Annotated in this window: 15 protein-coding genes; 7 read left to right on the forward strand and 8 right to left on the reverse strand. The window is 58.2% G+C overall.

The features are described 5' to 3' along the window. The first annotated feature begins 12 nt into the window (after window positions 1–12). A complete protein-coding gene (locus P0D96_RS24550) occupies window positions 13–1,350 on the forward strand; it encodes a sigma-54-dependent transcriptional regulator (protein ID WP_408315804.1) in 1,338 nt (445 codons plus the stop codon). A gap of 272 nt (window positions 1,351–1,622) precedes the next feature. Here the strand turns inward: P0D96_RS24550 and avs1c are convergent, their stop codons facing one another. Genes avs1c through avs1a form a run of 3 tightly spaced genes read right to left on the reverse strand, consistent with a single transcriptional unit; the run spans window position 1,623 to window position 8,887 of the window. Next, window positions 1,623–2,015 (reverse strand): AVAST type 1 anti-phage system protein Avs1c, encoded by a 393-nt coding sequence (gene avs1c, locus P0D96_RS24555; protein ID WP_408315807.1) that lies wholly within the window; start codon window positions 2,013–2,015, stop codon window positions 1,623–1,625. Beyond that, a complete protein-coding gene (gene avs1b, locus P0D96_RS24560) occupies window positions 1,900–7,731 on the reverse strand; it encodes an AVAST type 1 anti-phage system protease Avs1b (RefSeq protein WP_408315810.1) in 5,832 nt (1,943 codons plus the stop codon). Before avs1b ends, avs1c begins: the two co-directional genes overlap by 116 nt. Then, the gene (gene avs1a, locus P0D96_RS24565) at window positions 7,724–8,887 is read right to left on the reverse strand and encodes an AVAST type 1 anti-phage system MBL fold metallo-hydrolase Avs1a (protein ID WP_408315813.1); all 1,164 of its coding nucleotides are present in this window, start codon (window positions 8,885–8,887) and stop codon (window positions 7,724–7,726) included. The genes avs1b and avs1a overlap by 8 nt, the downstream gene beginning before the upstream one ends. 235 nt (window positions 8,888–9,122) lie before the next feature. Between avs1a and P0D96_RS24570 the strand changes: the two genes are divergently transcribed. Both P0D96_RS24570 and P0D96_RS24575 read left to right on the forward strand, forming a co-directional pair. Beyond that, on the forward strand, window positions 9,123–9,479 hold the full coding sequence (locus tag P0D96_RS24570) for a response regulator (RefSeq protein ID WP_408315816.1): 357 nt from the start codon (window positions 9,123–9,125) through the stop codon (window positions 9,477–9,479). Window positions 9,480–9,612: 133 nt separating this feature from the next. Next, a complete protein-coding gene (locus P0D96_RS24575; RefSeq protein WP_408315819.1) occupies window positions 9,613–9,921 on the forward strand; it encodes an acylphosphatase in 309 nt (102 codons plus the stop codon). A gap of 88 nt (window positions 9,922–10,009) precedes the next feature. Here P0D96_RS24575 and arsB read toward each other — a convergent pair whose 3' ends face one another. Continuing rightward, window positions 10,010–11,083: an ACR3 family arsenite efflux transporter gene (arsB, locus tag P0D96_RS24580; protein WP_408315822.1), complete on the reverse strand. Its 1,074-nt coding sequence runs from the start codon at window positions 11,081–11,083 to the stop codon at window positions 10,010–10,012. 2 nt (window positions 11,084–11,085) lie between these two features. Continuing rightward, entirely contained in the window at window positions 11,086–11,601 is a 516-nt protein-coding gene (locus P0D96_RS24585) for an arsenate reductase ArsC (protein ID WP_408315924.1), read from the reverse strand. A gap of 197 nt (window positions 11,602–11,798) precedes the next feature. On the opposite strand from P0D96_RS24585, the gene P0D96_RS24590 reads away from it, so the two are divergent. Further along, entirely contained in the window at window positions 11,799–12,140 is a 342-nt protein-coding gene (locus tag P0D96_RS24590; protein WP_408315825.1) for an ArsR/SmtB family transcription factor, read from the forward strand. A 116-nt stretch (window positions 12,141–12,256) separates the two neighbouring features. Here P0D96_RS24590 and P0D96_RS24595 read toward each other — a convergent pair whose 3' ends face one another. Genes P0D96_RS24595 through arsH form a run of 3 tightly spaced genes read right to left on the reverse strand, consistent with a single transcriptional unit; the run spans window position 12,257 to window position 13,855 of the window. Continuing rightward, window positions 12,257–12,730 (reverse strand): ArsI/CadI family heavy metal resistance metalloenzyme, encoded by a 474-nt coding sequence (locus P0D96_RS24595; protein WP_408315828.1) that lies wholly within the window; start codon window positions 12,728–12,730, stop codon window positions 12,257–12,259. Continuing rightward, a complete protein-coding gene (locus P0D96_RS24600; protein WP_087645399.1) occupies window positions 12,731–13,069 on the reverse strand; it encodes an ArsR/SmtB family transcription factor in 339 nt (112 codons plus the stop codon). It lies immediately after the preceding gene. A 9-nt stretch (window positions 13,070–13,078) separates the two neighbouring features. After that, a complete protein-coding gene (gene arsH, locus P0D96_RS24605) occupies window positions 13,079–13,855 on the reverse strand; it encodes an arsenical resistance protein ArsH (protein WP_408315831.1) in 777 nt (258 codons plus the stop codon). 354 nt (window positions 13,856–14,209) lie between these two features. Here arsH and P0D96_RS24610 point away from each other — a divergent pair, with 354 nt between their 5' ends. The 3 genes from P0D96_RS24610 to arsN2 are packed head-to-tail and all read left to right on the forward strand — an operon-like array spanning window position 14,210 to window position 16,445. Beyond that, window positions 14,210–14,713: a hypothetical protein gene (locus tag P0D96_RS24610; protein ID WP_408315834.1), complete on the forward strand. Its 504-nt coding sequence runs from the start codon at window positions 14,210–14,212 to the stop codon at window positions 14,711–14,713. A 13-nt stretch (window positions 14,714–14,726) separates the two neighbouring features. Then, entirely contained in the window at window positions 14,727–15,980 is a 1,254-nt protein-coding gene (locus tag P0D96_RS24615) for an MFS transporter (RefSeq protein ID WP_408315837.1), read from the forward strand. Window positions 15,981–16,010: 30 nt separating this feature from the next. After that, a complete protein-coding gene (gene arsN2, locus P0D96_RS24620; protein ID WP_408315840.1) occupies window positions 16,011–16,445 on the forward strand; it encodes an arsenic resistance N-acetyltransferase ArsN2 in 435 nt (144 codons plus the stop codon). The last annotated feature ends 2 nt before the right edge of the window (window positions 16,446–16,447 follow it).

The following is a 16,447-nucleotide window of genomic DNA, read 5'->3' on the forward strand; positions in this document are numbered from 1 at the left end:
CAGGAGAGCATCATGTCGACCACGCTTATCTGTGTCGTCGAGGACGACCCCATCATGGGGGAGTCGTTGGCCGACCGCTTCCGTCTGGAAGGTTTCGACGTGGACTGGCATACCGACGGCGAATCCGCCCTGGATGCCCTGCGGAACCGGCCGTACCAGGCCGTCATCAGCGACATCCGGCTACCCGACATATCGGGTGAGGACCTGTTTTCACGTTCAATGGCCACGCACGTATCGGTGCCGCCATTTGTATTCATCACAGCCTACGCTTCAGTCGACACGGCGGTTTCTCTCCTGAAGAGCGGCGCGGCTGACTACATCACCAAACCGTTCGACATTGGCGCGCTGGTCGACAAGGTCAGACTTCTCACAGGAACGAGCATCCCTGACCAGGCCATGCCCGCGCAGAGCGAGCTTGGTGTGTCTGAGGCGATGCGGCGCCTTGCGGAACTGGTGCCGAGAGTGGCGGGTCGAGCCAAATCGATTCTGATTACTGGCGAGTCCGGTGTCGGCAAGGAAGTGCTCGCACGGTTCATTCATCGGCATGCGCCTGGTGAGGCGTTACCGTTTGTCGCAGTTAATTGCGGCGCCGTCCCAGAGACGCTTCTCGAGTCCGAATTTTTCGGCCACGAACGAGGCGCATTCACCGGTGCGGAACGGCAAAAGAAAGGCTACTTCGAGCAGGCCGAGGGTGGCACGCTCTTCCTCGATGAGATAGGCGACTTGCCTCTGTCGATGCAAGTGAAGTTGCTGCGGGCGCTGCAGGAGCGACGCGTTACGCGAGTGGGCGGTGAGAGAGGGTTCGAAACCAACTTTTGGCTGGTCTGCGCAACGAACCGGGACCTCGCGGAGCTGGTCCGGGTCGGAAAGTTTCGGGAGGACCTCTTCTACCGCATCAACATCCTTCAGCTACGCGTCCCGGCACTTCGCGACAGGCCCGACGATGTCCTGTGGCTTGCGCACCGGTTCGTACGCGATATTGCGGGCCGGCTTGGTGAACCCACGAAACTGTTTCATCCGTCAGCCGAAGCGCGATTGGCGACGTATGGATGGCCCGGGAATGTGCGGGAGTTGCAGAATCGTCTTGAGCGCGCATGCATCGTGTGCTCCCGCAACATGCTCTTTTCGTCAGATATTTTTGAGGAAGACGGGTCTCAGGTCGCAGCGGCACTGGATATGGACGCTCCTCTCGATGGCTACATGGCAGCGTGCGAAAATGCGTTCATCCGCGCGGCGCTGCTGCAGCACCAAGGGCACATTTCCGAGACGGCCCACGCCCTTGGTATCTCCAGAAAGAGTCTTTGGGAGAAGATGCGCAAGCATGCGATTGCAGCCGGCCCCCTTCATTGAGCCAATTCTCCGCAGGTGCCAATCTGAACAGTAGTCAGGCGCTGGCTTGCAAAATTGGCGGTCGGGTTGTTGGCGAGCGAAAGAAAAACCGCCTGAGGCGAAAGGCGCAGGTGTAGCGGGAACCATAACCTGAGATTTTGGGAAGTATCTATTGAGATTCTTATTGAATGATAAGTCTTGATAGTTCCCCGAGCAACGTGTTCAGCGTGCGGGCATCCTTGCGACCGGCGGCAATACGCTGCTCGACTTGATTTCGGAAACCCGTTGGCCCGTCACCGCCCCTTGTCGTCCAAGAGCATTTCGCCGAAGTCCATGTTGCGCATCTGATAGGTCATGTTTGCGTTCACCCGGGCCAACTCGTCGATACTGAGAAGGTCAATTCGACCGTTTGGAAGGTAGCGCACATTGAGCAGACTATCTGGGCCTCGAAGGCCCTTGGCGAAATGCATCTTCCCGTTTATCAGTTGTTCTCGCGCATAGTTCATGCGCTCTTCAAACTCGGCCCTAGTGTAGGGCGTGTGCATAGGCGTAAGCATACGTAGTTGTTCTCTAGAATTTGTGAAGTACCGCTCGGGCTTTACCATTGACTCGCAGAATCCATTGCATTTGCCAGCCTTCAGGCAATGCAAGTGCGTCCCGCTCAACAGCAAGTAAAGTGGTCTCATGTCGACGACTTGAAGCCAAGCTCGTCACGGTACGTCCATCTCTCCAATGGTACCGAACGGTGTTCGACGCTTGGGCCCCCACGAGCTGCAGAAATCGAGGCGTTGGGATAGCCGGACTAACGGAACCGAAGTAGGCGATGGTCGGCAGTGCTCTGCCGCAGATAGCGATGGGTTCATCGGGGCCTGGCCGGGGCAGCTCGGTTGCCTTGAAGGTAGGTGCAATAGGCGGTACTGGCTGTGGCTGGCCAGGAGGCACGAGATGCGACGTAAGCTCCACGTAAACGGTACGCCGTTCCATCTCTAGGATGCATTGAAAATCGAGGAAGACCATGTCTCCATACGATGGCATGTAGTTTCGTTCTCTGCCGCTTTCCACGCACGCGACGAGGCTTTTCAGGAGGTCCCCTCCGTTCCCGGGTTCTAGAAGCGTCTCTGGGTTGTAAGCCCTGAGCAAGACCTCAGCCCTTCTGAGCTTGCTGACAGGCATGGGCTGAAAGAGCGCAGTGTTCAGCACAAAGCGCACGGTTGAAGCCCAACGGCCGGTTGGGAAACTCGGGTCCTCTCGCCCCCCCTCCGCGACGAGCGATTCCAACGCACAAGCCATTTCGACTGTCAGCGGCAAACAGCAGTCGACCATCTGGGCGGAGAACGCTCGTAGGTCGTCTTCGGTAAGGAATCCCAATTGCGATAAATCGCGCCAAAGCTCATGCAGCGTCGGCGGCACAAAACTTGGCGGCCCTTTGTCTTGAGCAGGAGTAAAGATGGGATTTTCCTCGGGGAATCGGTCCCGCAGCGTCTTGAGCGCGGTCGTGGCCGAGTCGACACCGCGCTTGCTCGCGCGCTCAGCAATTCGCATGAACGTTGCGAACCGGCCCACGTGCCGACACTGCTCAAGAGCCCGTGCAAGCTCAATGTGCGGCTCAATGCGTTGCCATAATCCAACCGAGTCTTCACGGGAGAGGATGTCCAGCGTTGCAGACGCGATATCTGCCCGGTTTCGTCTGTCCATCGAGACAGCAAGCTGGGCGAGTTTTGAGAGCCAATCTCCGTTTGTACGGGCAAGCCATAGCACCATGGCCGCGCCGCTGTCACGGCGTTCCCAAGCCGGATGGTCTAATGTCCAAAGCAGTAGCTCAAGGAGGGCCTCAGACGCAGCACCAGCCGCAGAGCTACCGATGTATTCGAACGGCGCCGGCGAGGCGTCGCCCACGATTTGCCTTACGTGGTCAATGGCCACCGCTAGCAATGCCGCCTGCTGGGCTGCGCTAACCTTGTTTCCAACCAGAGATATGAGGTGGGATGCAATCGCCCAGCGTTGCGTGTGGCGCTCTTCGCGGGCCAATGGTCCATACAGTCTGGCGAGTTCATCGGCGTTCTGGACTTGAGCGTTGATGAGTCGGTCGGCGTCGCTGCCGGAATGGTTGTTCGACCAGACCGACCATCCTCCTGCCTGCAGCGTCTGCAGTGCCCCGATGCACTCTTGAGTCGCCGCAGAGAAGTTGCGTCGGTTCAGATGTGTGCGTGCGCTTTCAATTTGCGTACGAGCATCCCTTATTGCTGAACGTTTGCCAAATGTCCCGGGCATGAACAAGCGGTCATGCCCGGCATCCTCCTCGGCTACGTCATCGGTCGGCTTCGTGGTGCCAGCTTCAAGTTTCGCTGTCTCGTCTCCGTCATCTTGCTCATATCGAAGACCGAAACTCGATGTCAGCTGTTCAATTTGGCGCTCGTCAAGGTTGGACTTCACCTCATCTAAGAGACCCGCGAAATCGGGGCGAAGGTCGGACGGTAGGTTTGGGACGAGGGCTTTTAACAGCAGCCAGGCTCGCTCAGCGTTCAATGAGTTTGCAATCGAGAGGACCCGAGCCTTCACCCGCGCCAGGTCGTCAGGGCTATTCACCAGTTCCGAGATGATGGCCGCGTACTCTTTCCCCCACTCGGACAGGTGCCGTTCATCCCCATGTTGGTACACCTCGAGGAGTGCCCAACGCAACTGCCAGTTCGCCTGTTCACGGGTGTGGTGCAACAGAGCGAGCAAGGCAGCCTGCTCCTCCAGTGCTACCCCTGGGAACCGCATACCAACAAGGGTTGAAACGCGGTCGAGGTTGCCACTCGTCGCCTGCGCGAACAACTCGTCGAGGGTTCCACAGCTCTGATGTTGGAAGTATCGGACTGCGTCTGAGAAAAGCGACCTGCGGCAGAGCTGCCCGATGAAATTGCCCTTGTCGGCACGGACAAAACGTTGAAACGTCATCTCGCCCGTGGCACGCTCCAAGAGGCCTGCGATTTGGGCGAGCGACGAAGCCTGAACGGGCGACGTAGCGGGTAGCGTCTCCAAAGTGCCGGTCATCATGGACAGCTGGTCTTCCTTGTACCAGCTCGGCCCCATCGAGAACGACAGGACCGATTTATAGGTTCTAAGCGCCTCCTCGGGCGCTTTCAGCCTGGCCAGCAGCGGGACAATTTGCAGAAGCTCTGGGACGAGCTCAAATCTGTTCTCCACGTTCGCTGCGACGTAGTCCCTCCAGAGCAATGCGAGCGAGAAGACCTTGTCCGCGTTCGGTCCTTCAGGGTCGCGCTCTATGAAGAGGCGCAGCACCTCTTGGAGCGCCCGCCGAAACCCTTCGTTGTAGAGGCCAAGTTGCACGTCGAACCTGCGCTCTATTGCGTCGAGCAAGACCACTGCTTTCGTCGGGAAACAGTCAAGCACCAGCTTTGCGACACGCCGGTACAGCTGCGGAACCACGGTCTCCGGAATGAAGTAGCTTGACTCCCAGTGGATGCGCGATTCAAGCTCGAACGCGAAGCACGGAAGAAGAGCATCGGCCACGAACGACCATACTGCGTCAAGGCCAGCTTGGTCTTTTTCCGCCATGGCCCTCCGGCCCTTGCCGTCGCACCATGCAACGGCTCGTGCGATGACCTCGAGGGCCCCTTCCCAATCCTCGGCGCGCGGCATTTGCACAGAAGGCTCAGCATATCCATCCTCAAGGAACGATGATGCTCTAAGACGCAGCATTGCACTCTCGAAGATGGCCTCGTCAGAGTCCGCTCGATTCTTCTCGTACAAGGGCAGCGTCCCGTCACCCATATCTACGCACGCGGAGTATGTATCGACGAGGCCGGGAGCTGCGCCCGCTTCAATCAAAGTATCTGTGAATACGAAGCGCCGGTCCTCGGGGCGCAGAGGTGCGCCGATAGCTCTCTCGACGTCCGAGAGCACGAGGTCAACCATCTCGCGCTTGAGTGGGACTCCGTAGTGCTCAGAGTGCATTTCGCCATGCGCCAGGGTCTGCAGAAAGACAAGCAGTTGGTGGCGCAAATCCACGTCGGCCGGCACGGCTAGCTTCAGGAAAGGTTGATACTTGCCTATGAGGCAAAGCCGCGCCCCCATCATCTCGCCGGTCAACTGCCGAAGAACTTCGTCCCCCTCATCTGGCGAGAAGTTGCCACCGGGGCGGCGCAGGATGCCTTCAACGATGGCGCGAAGGAATCTGGTGAACGGTGGGTCTTCACCTGCGGCTTGCGCAAGGGAAAAAGCATGTAGCCGAAGGTCCACTGCACTGAGGAGTTCTTGAGCGCTGACACCGTCCTCGGAGTGCAGTTTTTCAAAGACTGCATTTATCTCACGCTGAACAAGCTCCAAAACTTCTATTGCCTGTCCAGGGCTGCCCTGCTGCGTAAAGGCGTTTGCCACGGAAAAAGCTTCATCCGCCGAGACGACGAGGCGACCGTTTCGGACGACGTGCCGAAGCGCGCTCTCAGTTTTGCCGAGTGAGATGAGCGCCAGAGCCACGAGCTCAGCTGACTGCACGAAGAGGGTGTTGTACCGAAAGGTCAGACGCTGGGAAAGAAGCAGCAAGCGAATTATGTCAGTTGCTGTCCCGACACTGGTAGCCGCAGCGAGGGTCTCATCAATATCCGCGAGCAGCACGTCTGGCTCTGCGCCGAGTAGCACAGAGTCGTCAACCCACGCCTGCTGGCAGCCTTGAATGGCCAGCAGCAGAGGCTCTCGTCCCCCCCGGAGCCCGTGGTAGATCTTGTTTAGAACTCCGTAGTCGCCGCTCTCCGTCGCGCTGCAAAAGCCTGCGAGACGCGCCTCCACCAATTCGCCGATGGGTGCTGTCTTGTGAACGACGAACTCTGAGAACGACGGGTGATAAATCGCAGTGTTCTCCGGATTGGCCAGCAGATGCCGAACGCGTAGGAGTGTAGAAGGGAACACTCCCGATTCGGCAGAGGTCAGCATGCTTGTCAAATCTCTGGCCGGGATACCCCAACGCAGGCGGGCAATGATTCCAAGCAAGTTGACGACGTCAGCGTTGGGCACAAGCTTGGCCCAGATGGTCTCGTAGTAATCCTGAATGGAGCCGCTGAACACTGGGAGCTCGGCAATGTCACCCTGGGTGGCTCCGCTGTTCACCAAGTCGGCGAGGTATCGAAGGTAGAGCGGGTGTCCCATTGCTCGGTCGCAAAGGGTCCCCACGATTTCCGTGGTGGCCTTGTCCCTGTCGAGAAATTCGACACAAACCCCGTATTGGATGTCGCGGTCGAGGCTGGGAAGGGTCAAACGCTCCGCACCCTGAAGGATTGTCCCGAGGCTGCTGGCAATTGAATCTAGTGCGACGCCGGTGATGACCACCACCAAGCCGTCAGGCACCTTTTGCGGCAGCAGATTGACGAATCGTTTTAGGGTTTCTTCGCCTGCAGCGGCAGCCTCACTTATGCCGTCGATGAAGAGCACGCCCACCTTTCCTGCCTTCGCACAACGCTTCGCCAAAGATTGAAGTACCTCGTCTGTCTTCTCAATGAGTTGGCTGTACGAAAGCTCCATCAGCCTGGCTGGCTTGCCCGTCGCCCTTATGGAGAGCAGGGAGTTTGCCCAGTCGAAGAACACCTCCGGTTGGGCTTGGTGCGCTGGCGTTGAGCCACGGACGCGCTCAGTAAGCTGATACACGCCGAGCTTCTCCAGCTCTGGTGACTCTGGCCTAAATTCTTGGCAATACGTAGACTTGCCGACGCCGTGCGAGCCATCGACAAAGACGTATCCACCGCGCTTGTTGACGATGGCAGCCTCGAAGAGTTCGTCAAAGGCAGGCCGCGCTCCGACTGGTCCGGGGTCTTCGCTGTCCGTCGGCTCGTCAGGTAGCAGGCCGTTCGCCCCCAGGAAGGGCTTCAGCATCGAGAGACTCAAGGCTCCGATGGCACTGTCTATGTTGAGTCGCAGCAGACCTTTGCAGACGTTGCCGACCATGAACGCCGAGCCGGAGAGCCCCTGGTAGTCCGACAGATGCGTTCCTGGCTCTACAGACAGGTCTAGGTCTACGCCATGCACGCGCTCGGGCAACACTTGCTGAATTTCGCCTTTGACGACGTGACCCAGTTGTAGCTTTGCCGCCGGGTATCCAAATGCGAACCACTTCTCGCCGGGACGCAGACCATCGGAGTCAATGGGTATGGGTTCGACGCCGAGGGGGGTAGATAGCTGCAGCAGGCAAATATCGAGGTCTTCGTCATGTGGACCCACAACTACCGTGTGCTCAGATGCAGATGAACCAACCCCAAAGCGAACAATGACGGGTTCGCCACCACGTACTGCGGTTTCGACGCAGTGATATGCCGTGAGGACGAGGTCCGCCGTGATAAGCCACCCGGTCCCGGACTCGTCGTTGCCAATGACTTGGCAGGTGGCCTGCTTGAGTTCGTCCTCAGTCATAGTTGTTCTCCCCCACTTGAATCCAGTCGTTCTCAGCTACATGGACGCTGAAGGCTGTGCCGGACTTCGATGTATGTGATTCAAGCTGCTTGGACGCAGCGGTTTCGTAATTGAAAAATAGATGCCTCTTGAATGGCGCCGGTCGGTCCACGATTTCGGCTAGTACCTCAAAGTCAGGATGGCCATGGCGTGTCCCGTCGGATGAGATGAGGAAGCAGGGCGAGTCTGCAAACGATAGAAGGTCTACGCTTGTGTTGTGGAGGCTCCCGTGGTGTGAGACCTTGATGGCATCAAAGATGATGGGCGTAGTCGGCGCGTGAAGCGACCGCAGCTTCGCTACGACATCTTCAGCCCAGGCATCTCCAAGGAAGAGAATTCGTTTGTTTCCGTTGGAGACGATGAGCGTGATGGAGCTGCCATTCGAGATTGAGGTGTCTGGCGTGTAAACTTCTGCGAGTCGCAAACCTCCGTTGGCTGCTATGGGCGTGGCCTGAGGAATGGAAGGGTCCGGCGCTCTGGCGCACCACATCTCATAGGCATCGTCCGTGAGGTCGCTTGGCTGAGACGAACCCTTGTAGCCAAGCTTTCGGACCTCTCTCAGCCACAGGTTGCGCAGTTCTTCGAGACGGGTGGTCGTAGGCCCGATGACGTGGACGCTCACATCATGCGGCAAAGAAAGTGAGCCACCTTCACTGATGCAGGTCGAGCCGTCCCCCGAGTTCCAGGTGTAGCAATGCTGTCGAAGGAGCTTGGCGAGTGAACTTCCTTGTCGAGCGCTTATGGGGTTCGGCGACGATGTCGGGGCTCCCTGAAAGCCGCGCCGGCGAATGGCTTCCAGAACCATGCGGTCATGAAAACCGTCAGGTTCTGCAGTCGGGGAAGGCAACGACCGTAGGCTGTTGTGCCAGACGGCGTCGACCTCAATGCCTCGTTTGGCGGGAGTGCCGTTGCACGAGAAGAACTCTAGAAGGCCGCCGATGTGGTCGGCGTCGATGTGCGTGCAGACGACCAGGTCGAGCCGTCCTCCCTCCTTTGCAAGTTGCGCCAAGTCCGCCGCAACGAAGTCTTGGTAGGTACTCGCGAAGCCAGCATCAATGAGGAGGTATGTACCGCCGAAGTCGGCAAGGAAGGCATCGCCGTTTTTGGCGGGGTACATTTTCAGTCTAAACATGTAAGTGGGTGAGGCCGTTTTTTGTTTCGACGTCAAATGTACTTATCAGGGTGTGCACGGCCAGCTGTGCTAGCCCCCAAAGGATTCTCGATTTTGCCTGAACCGTACGAACGCACGAAAGATATCTATCTATCGCCCATAGCAAGGCAAAATCGATGGCCCAGCAACACATTCATCACACGTATTTTCTCACCGATTGACTGCTAGAGGGCGATTCGGTTTGAATCTTCCGCGTAGTCTCGCAGCAATTCGCGTCCGAGGCGCCGGACTTCCTAGGGGCGAGCGGCGGCAAAGACATGACGTAAAGCGGGCGACGAGTGGAACTGACGCGCTCTCGATAGTCAAGTCATTTGCACCCGATGTTGCCCTCATTGATATCTCGATGCCGGGTATGGACGGGTCTGAGTTGGCACAGTTGTTTCGTCTCCGTGCGCAATGCTCGTTGACGAAGCTGGTGGCCCTAACAGGCTCCGTCGATGTCGCCAGCAAACCCGAGACTGACGAACGGATATTTGATGCCCATCTCATCGAGCCGCTGTCGCTTGATGACCTCGAGGACGTTCTACGACCTTTGTAGGGTTCGCGTACCCGTCTGACTTGCTATCCGACTGAAATCCTTGCAGGAGGATGTGCCCAAGTAGTCGATTACGCCCGAACCGCTTCATTGAACCACCCTCGCAGGCGCATGGACCTGCAACCGGAGTACACCCATGGAATCTCACGATAAGGACGAGCCGCTCGAGACCCGACTGGTGCAAGTGCGTGGCCAGGTGCAGGGCGTGGGCTATCGGGAAGCCTGTGTACGCCGCGCTCGAGAGCTAAGCGTCACAGGCTGGGTCTGCAACCGCATGGATGGTTCGGTAGAGGCGATGTTGCAGGGCTCGCCCGAGCAACTGGCAGACATTTGCGCCTGGCTGAGCGAGGGCATGTCCGCAGCGCTTGTCGACGCGCTTGAGATAACCGAGGTGCCGCCGCCGTTTGCCTGCTTTGACAACTTCGAGCGTTTGCCCACGCTGTAAAGGCAAGCAAATCGCTCCGACGAAAGAAGGGCGTCTTTCCGTATTCACGCGGCACCGCCGCCTTCGCAGCGGAAGGCGGCTGATTCAATCACGACGACCGCTGATACCAGTTACGGGACGAGTTAACGACCTTGACTACGACCAGCATGACTGGCACTTCGATGAGCACGCCGACCACTGTTGCCAGTGCCGCACCGGACTTCAGACCGAACAGGCTGATGGCCGTTGCAACAGCAAGTTCAAAGAAGTTGGAGGCGCCAATCAGGCAGGACGGTGCAGCAACGTCGTGCGATACGCCCAGTTGACGATTCGCCAGATAGGCGAGCGACGAATTGATAATCACCTGAATCAGGATGGGCACGGCCAACAGCAGAATGACCAGGGGCTGCGCGATTATTTGCTCACCCTGGAAAGCGAAGAGCAGCACGATTGTCAGTAGCAGCGCAGCGATGGAGAACGGGCCAATCTTCGAGAGCGCTTTCTGAAACACCTGCTCGCCCTGACGCAGGAGAGTCTTGCGAATAACCTGCGCAATGACGACGGGGATGACGATGTAGAGCACCACCGAGGTCAGCAATGTATCCCAAGGCACCGCAATGTTCGAGATGCCGAGCAGCAGACCCACGACCGGGGCAAACGCGAACACCATAATCAGGTCGTTCAACGCGACCTGGGACAGTGTGAAGTACGGGTCACCTTTCGTCAGTTGACTCCAGACGAAGACCATCGCTGTGCAAGGCGCCGCAGCCAGAAGAATTAGACCGGCCACGTAGCTGTCGAGCTGGTCAGCGGGCAGCAGCGACGCGAATACGTGCCGCACAAAGACCCATGCCAGAAACGCCATCGTGAACGGCTTGACCGCCCAGTTGATGACCAGCGTCACGCCAATGCCTTTCAGCTGTGTGCGCACCTTGCCAAGCGAAGCGAAGTCAATGCGCAACAACATCGGAATAATCATGACCCAAATCAGAATCCCGACGGGGATGTTGACGTGGGCGAACTCCAGCGTGGAGACGGTGTGGACAGCGCCGGGCAACAGCTTGCCGAGAACGATGCCGACCACTATGCATAGCGCGACCCACACGGACAGATAGCGCTCGAAAAAACCGATGCCGCCAGGCGGCCGCCGAGCTGCCTTCGCGACTGTTTGACTGCCTGCCATCGTTACTCTCCCTTCTCACGCAGCGACGTGCCGATGTTCTGCATTTCCTGCTGGACCGCAACGCGGTCCAGCTTTTCGAACGGCAGATTCGCGAAGAGGTCGATGCGCTTCTTCATCTGCACGTAGGCCTGCAGGAATGCCTTGCGCTTGGCGTCGTCAGAGCCTTCGACCGTCGAGGGGTCAGGTACGCCCCAGTGGGCTTTCGCAGGGTGACCGGGCCAAATCGGGCATACATCGCCGGCTGCGTTGTCGCAGACAGTAAAAATGAAATCGATTTGCGGTGCGCCATCTTCAGCGAATTCGTCCCAGCTCTTGCTGCGCAGCCCTTCGGTCGAAATCCCCTGCGAACGCAGCAGGTCAAGCGCAAAAGGATTCGGAGCCGTCCCGGGATGGCTACCGGCGCTATAACCCACGAAGCGGTCGCTCGCGAGTTCATTCAGTGCCGCTTCCGCCAGAATGGAACGCGCGGAATTGTGGGTACAGAGGAATAAGACGTTGTACTTTCGGTGTTCTGTCACGGACTTCTCCTGACGACATCTGGTCGCGGTGGAATGTATAACTCGATATCTCCAATATAATGGAACTGTTGTGACGTAGCAAGCGCGGGCGCAATGTGCGTTCGTCGCAAGCAGCCGTAACATTCGTGGGCTCCAGTTCCGCCCGGCGCCGGCGGCGTCGCGTTAGAATCAGCACATAACCTTGAAGACAGAGCCTTATGAAGGAAAAAGACGCCATTAAAGCTTTAGCCGCGCTGGCACAGCCGACGCGCCTGGCTATTTTTCGCCTGCTCGTCACAGCCGGGCCGGACGGTCTTAACGTCGGTGTCATCCAGGAGCACCTGGACCTCGCTAGCGCGACGCTCTCCTTCCATCTCAAGGAGCTGACGCATGCTGGCCTGGTAACGTCTCGCCAAGAAGGGCGCTTCGTGTACTACGGGCCCGAAATCGAGCATATGAACGACCTGGTCGGCTTTCTGACCGAGAACTGCTGCCAGGGAGTGGACTCCGCTGCTTGCAAGCCCGCCAAGAAAGTGAAGTGCAAGCCCGTGACCGCATGAACAGGCGCTTAACGCGGTAGGTCGCGAAGGAACACATTTCCATCATCCGCATCAGTATCCAACTGCAACGGCCGCCTGGTAACCTTGGGCGGCCGTTTTGCCTTTGTCGGAGCAAATCAGCAGCAGCCGACTTTTTTCTCAATTACAGCTGGAATCGAGGTAACCGGGGCACAGCAGGCCCCGCCCGATTCAGGAGCGGCCGACTCCCGGCTGTCCGCTCCGAACATCGGGATGCCGCCGAGCGTGTGATACGTCTCCCAAGGCACACCGGCCGGGTCCTGCGTCCAGTATTTGTTCGAACTTGCGTAGCAGCACTGCGCGCCGGGTTGGTCCTGTACCGTGACGCTGCCGGCGACGACCTGCTCGCGAAGAGCCGCTAGCTCCGCGTCGGTATCGACCTGAAAGCCCAGGTGATTGACACCTGCTTCACCTCCACGCGCCGAAATGGCGAAGTTCACGCGCGGGTCTTCAAGCATCCACTTCGCGTAATCGTCTTTGAGTACAGTGGGCTGCGCGCCGAACATGCTGCTATAAAAACGCACGCTTTCATCGAGTGTCGGGACAATAACGTGTACATGAAATCGCTTCATTTATGCCTCCGTTTCGTTGGTTGCGCAGCCGCATTGTTCTGCTTGCTCCGCTGCGCAGCAGTTTTCCATCAGGAAATCCATGAGCGTCTGCATGTGGTCGTAGCTGGCGCAGTAGATGATGAACCGCCCCTGACTTTTGCCTTCAATGAGTTCCGCGTGGGCGAGCTCCTTCAGGTGAAATGACAGCGTGGGCGCCGGGAGCCCCAGCTTTTCAGCGATGGCGCCAGGGCTCATACCCGAACGCCCGGCCGTCACCAGAAGGCGAAACACCGCGAGACGCGTCTCGTGCGCGAGCGCTGCGAGCGCCTTGACCGCTAACTTCGAATCCAGGGTTGCCATCACTGTCCTTTATTGGTTATTCGTCTGCGCTTCCTTCCGGGAATGGTCAGCGATTGCCTGCGAGGCCAGGTCAGTCGCCAGGTCGAGCGGCCTTTCTTCCTTCACGCGCTCGCTGTAGCGGTCGACGAGATAGTCTGCACGACCTCGAAGCAGCAGCGTGAATTTGACGAGTTCTTCCATGACGTCGACCAGCCGGTCGTAGTAGGACGACGGTTTCATCCGGCCGTCGTCTTTGAATTCTTCAAAGGCCTTGGCTACTGACGACTGGTTGGGGATGGTGAACATCCGCATCCACCTTCCGAGCTGACGAAGCTGGTTCACCGAGTTGAACGACTGTGAACCACCGCTGACCTGCATGACAGCGAGCGTTCGACCCTGCGTTGGGCGGATGCCGCCGCTGACAAGTGGCAAGTGGTCAATCTGCGTCTTTATCAGACCGGTGATGGTGCCGTGCCGCTCCGGGCTGCACCAGACGTGCCCCTCGGACCACAGCGACAGCTCGAGCAGCTCCTTCACCTTCGGATGATTCTTCACGTCGACGTCGTCTGCGTGCGGCAGACCGCGCGGGTCGAAAATCCGCGTTTCCGCACCGAACGTCTGCAACAGGCGAGCGGCTTCCTCGACGAGCAGCCGCGAATACGACCGCTCACGCAGCGAACCGTAGAGCAGCAGAATCCTTACCGGCGGCTGCCCCGCCATTCCGAGGCGTGCCGCGATATCGGTGTCGAAAAATTCTGTATTGGCGGCCGGGAGGCCCTGGTCGCGATTGATTGCATGAACTGTCATCTCATTACTCTGCTATTTGACATTTCCAATTGTATGGAGGTGTTTGGTCGATTCAAGGCGCTTTGCAGCACGTGCGGACCACGACTGTCATTACTTCGTTACTTGCATTCTACGACATTTCCGGTATTCTGGAAATGTGAAAGTTTGGAGGCTGCTATGGACAGTGAAGACCGAGTTTCGACTGAATCACTGTTGCCAGTGTCGGGAGGGTGGCAATGCCGCTCTGCGCGTGGACTCCTCATGCTGATGGCACACGGGCGAACTTCTGGGTCAGCGACGCAATCTGCCGGAGGGCGCGCTCCGACGAAGTCAGGCTGTGCGTCCCTCCCAGCAGACGTAGCGCGGGCGTTTCAGATGGAGACCGGGTATGCGACCTCGGCGATTGCGCTGACAGATGCGGTTGACGAGAAACTAGAGCTTGCGCAATTCTTGGCGGCAGATGGCTCGTCGGCTGCTGTCCTGTTCATGGATACGAAAGCCATGAGCCGCGTCTGGCCGGCGCGTAACTGGAAAACGCTTTTGCTGCGAGTCCGCAATCGGCTCGCCGACGAGGGCTCGAAGTTATTTGTCGCATTGACCACATATCCTGAGACAAGTGGCGTCATCGAGCCACTCGCAAGCCTGCGGGAGCGGCTAGTTGCGGGAAGCGTTCAGCGATATTGCAATCGGGAGGGAATTGGCTTTCTCGGGTCCGTACAGGTCGCACCTCAAACCACAGGCACACGCGGTATCGACCCGCTTCACGAGCGGGTCGCCGCTGTCATCGCGCACAGACTTGCTTCGACAACGTTCTTTTGTTGCAACGCTTTTCGCACCGGTGACAGCACCGCCAACAAACTGAGCCAGATGAGAGGCTGAAAAATTGAGCACGATGTCGAGTCGCGACGAGAACGCCAGCGAGAAGAGCACACCAGCGGACAGTCACGACAGGCTCGTGACGTGGGCCTTGGCGCTGGCGCAACTCGTCTCATGGGGCTCCGTCTACTATTCTTTTTCACTGCTGGTCGTACCTATGGAACAGACCATGGGTTGGAACAGGACGGCGACAAATGCCGCGCTCTCGTTGGGGCTGCTAGTCTCCGGATTCGCGGCCTATCCCATTGGGCGCTGGATTGACCATGGATTCGGACGCCGCGTGATGGTTATCGGCTCAGTCATCGCCGCATCCATGCTGCTGCTCTGGGCCGACGCCGGGTCGCTGACAGTGCTTTTCATCGCGTGGATAGGTCTGGGAATTTCCATGGCGGCCACGTTCTACGACCCCGTCTTTGCCGTCGTCACGCATCGTTATCCACGAAGCTTCCGAACCAAAATCACGCTCATCACGTTGGTCGCTGGATTCGCCAGCACGGTCTTCATACCGTTGACCCAGCTGCTGGTGGGCTCGGTCGGGTGGCGCACGTCGCTGGTGGTTCTCGCGGCATTGAACCTGATTATCTGCCTGCCAATTCACATACTGGCAATTCGCTCTTCGCGCGTGGACGTGGGCTCCCGACCGAATAATGGCGCTGTGAAACTTGCGAACGATGCGGCCACGCGTCGCGCGCTGCGTACACCGACGTTCTGGGCGCTTGCCGTCTGCTTTACTGCCTACTATGCGACGTTCGCGGCGCTCACTTTCCATCTGGTGCCGCTGATGTTCGAGCGTGGCGTGTCGAATGCAGTGCTCGTCACGACCATGGCGCTTATCGGTCCAGCCCAGGTGGCCGCGCGTGCGGTGTGGTTCACATTCGGCCGCACGCTACACTTCAGCACCGTGGGCATCGTTGTCGTGACGCTGTTCCCGCTGTCGACCATCGTCCTCATATGTGCAGGCCACTCCGCTGCGCTGCTCTGGTTGTTCGCGCTCTGTTATGGCGCCGCGAACGGGATGATGACAATCCTGCGAGGTACCATCGTCCAGGACCTCATGTGGACCGAGGGGTATGGCGCGGTAAGCGGAATGCTTTCGTTTCCCTCGAATGTCGCCAAGGGGATAGCGCCTATAGCCGCCGCGAGCATCTGGAGCTTTACGCACGGCTACGTCGCTGTTGAATGGACGGTGTTTCTGGTCTCGATACTGTCCGCAATAGCCTTCTTTGTCGCTGTCCGCGCCGGTCGCCACGCGGCGACACAAGTGGCCTGACGGACTTGGTCCACCGCTCTCGAGTCAGTCATGAGAATACGTGCTGCACAAAGCAATGACTTCGTTGTCATCAAAGACCTGCTAGTGGCGAATGGCCTACCGTCAACCGATGTTAGCGCAGCTCTGCTGAACGATTTTTGGGTTATCGAGAATACCGCTGGAATATTAGTCGGCAGCATCGGCTTGGAACGGTATGGGCAGAATTCATTGCTACGGTCATTGGCAGTTGCGCAGCCAGCTCGAAACGCTGGTATCGGAGCCATGCTTGTTGCTCACGTTGAACGCATGGCATTCGCGAACGGAATCACGCAACTCTGGCTGCTGACAACAACGGCAGCCGAGTTCTTCCAGCGAAAAGGATATGAGATAGTGGACCGCAGTCTAGCCCCTCTTGAGCTTCAGACGAGCTCACAGTTCGCAAACCTTTGTCCGGCAACTGCTGTCTGTATGGTCAAATCGCTATGACC

This window comes from Paraburkholderia sp. RL17-347-BIC-D (genome assembly GCF_046027915.1).
GTDB lineage: Bacteria > Pseudomonadota > Gammaproteobacteria > Burkholderiales > Burkholderiaceae > Paraburkholderia.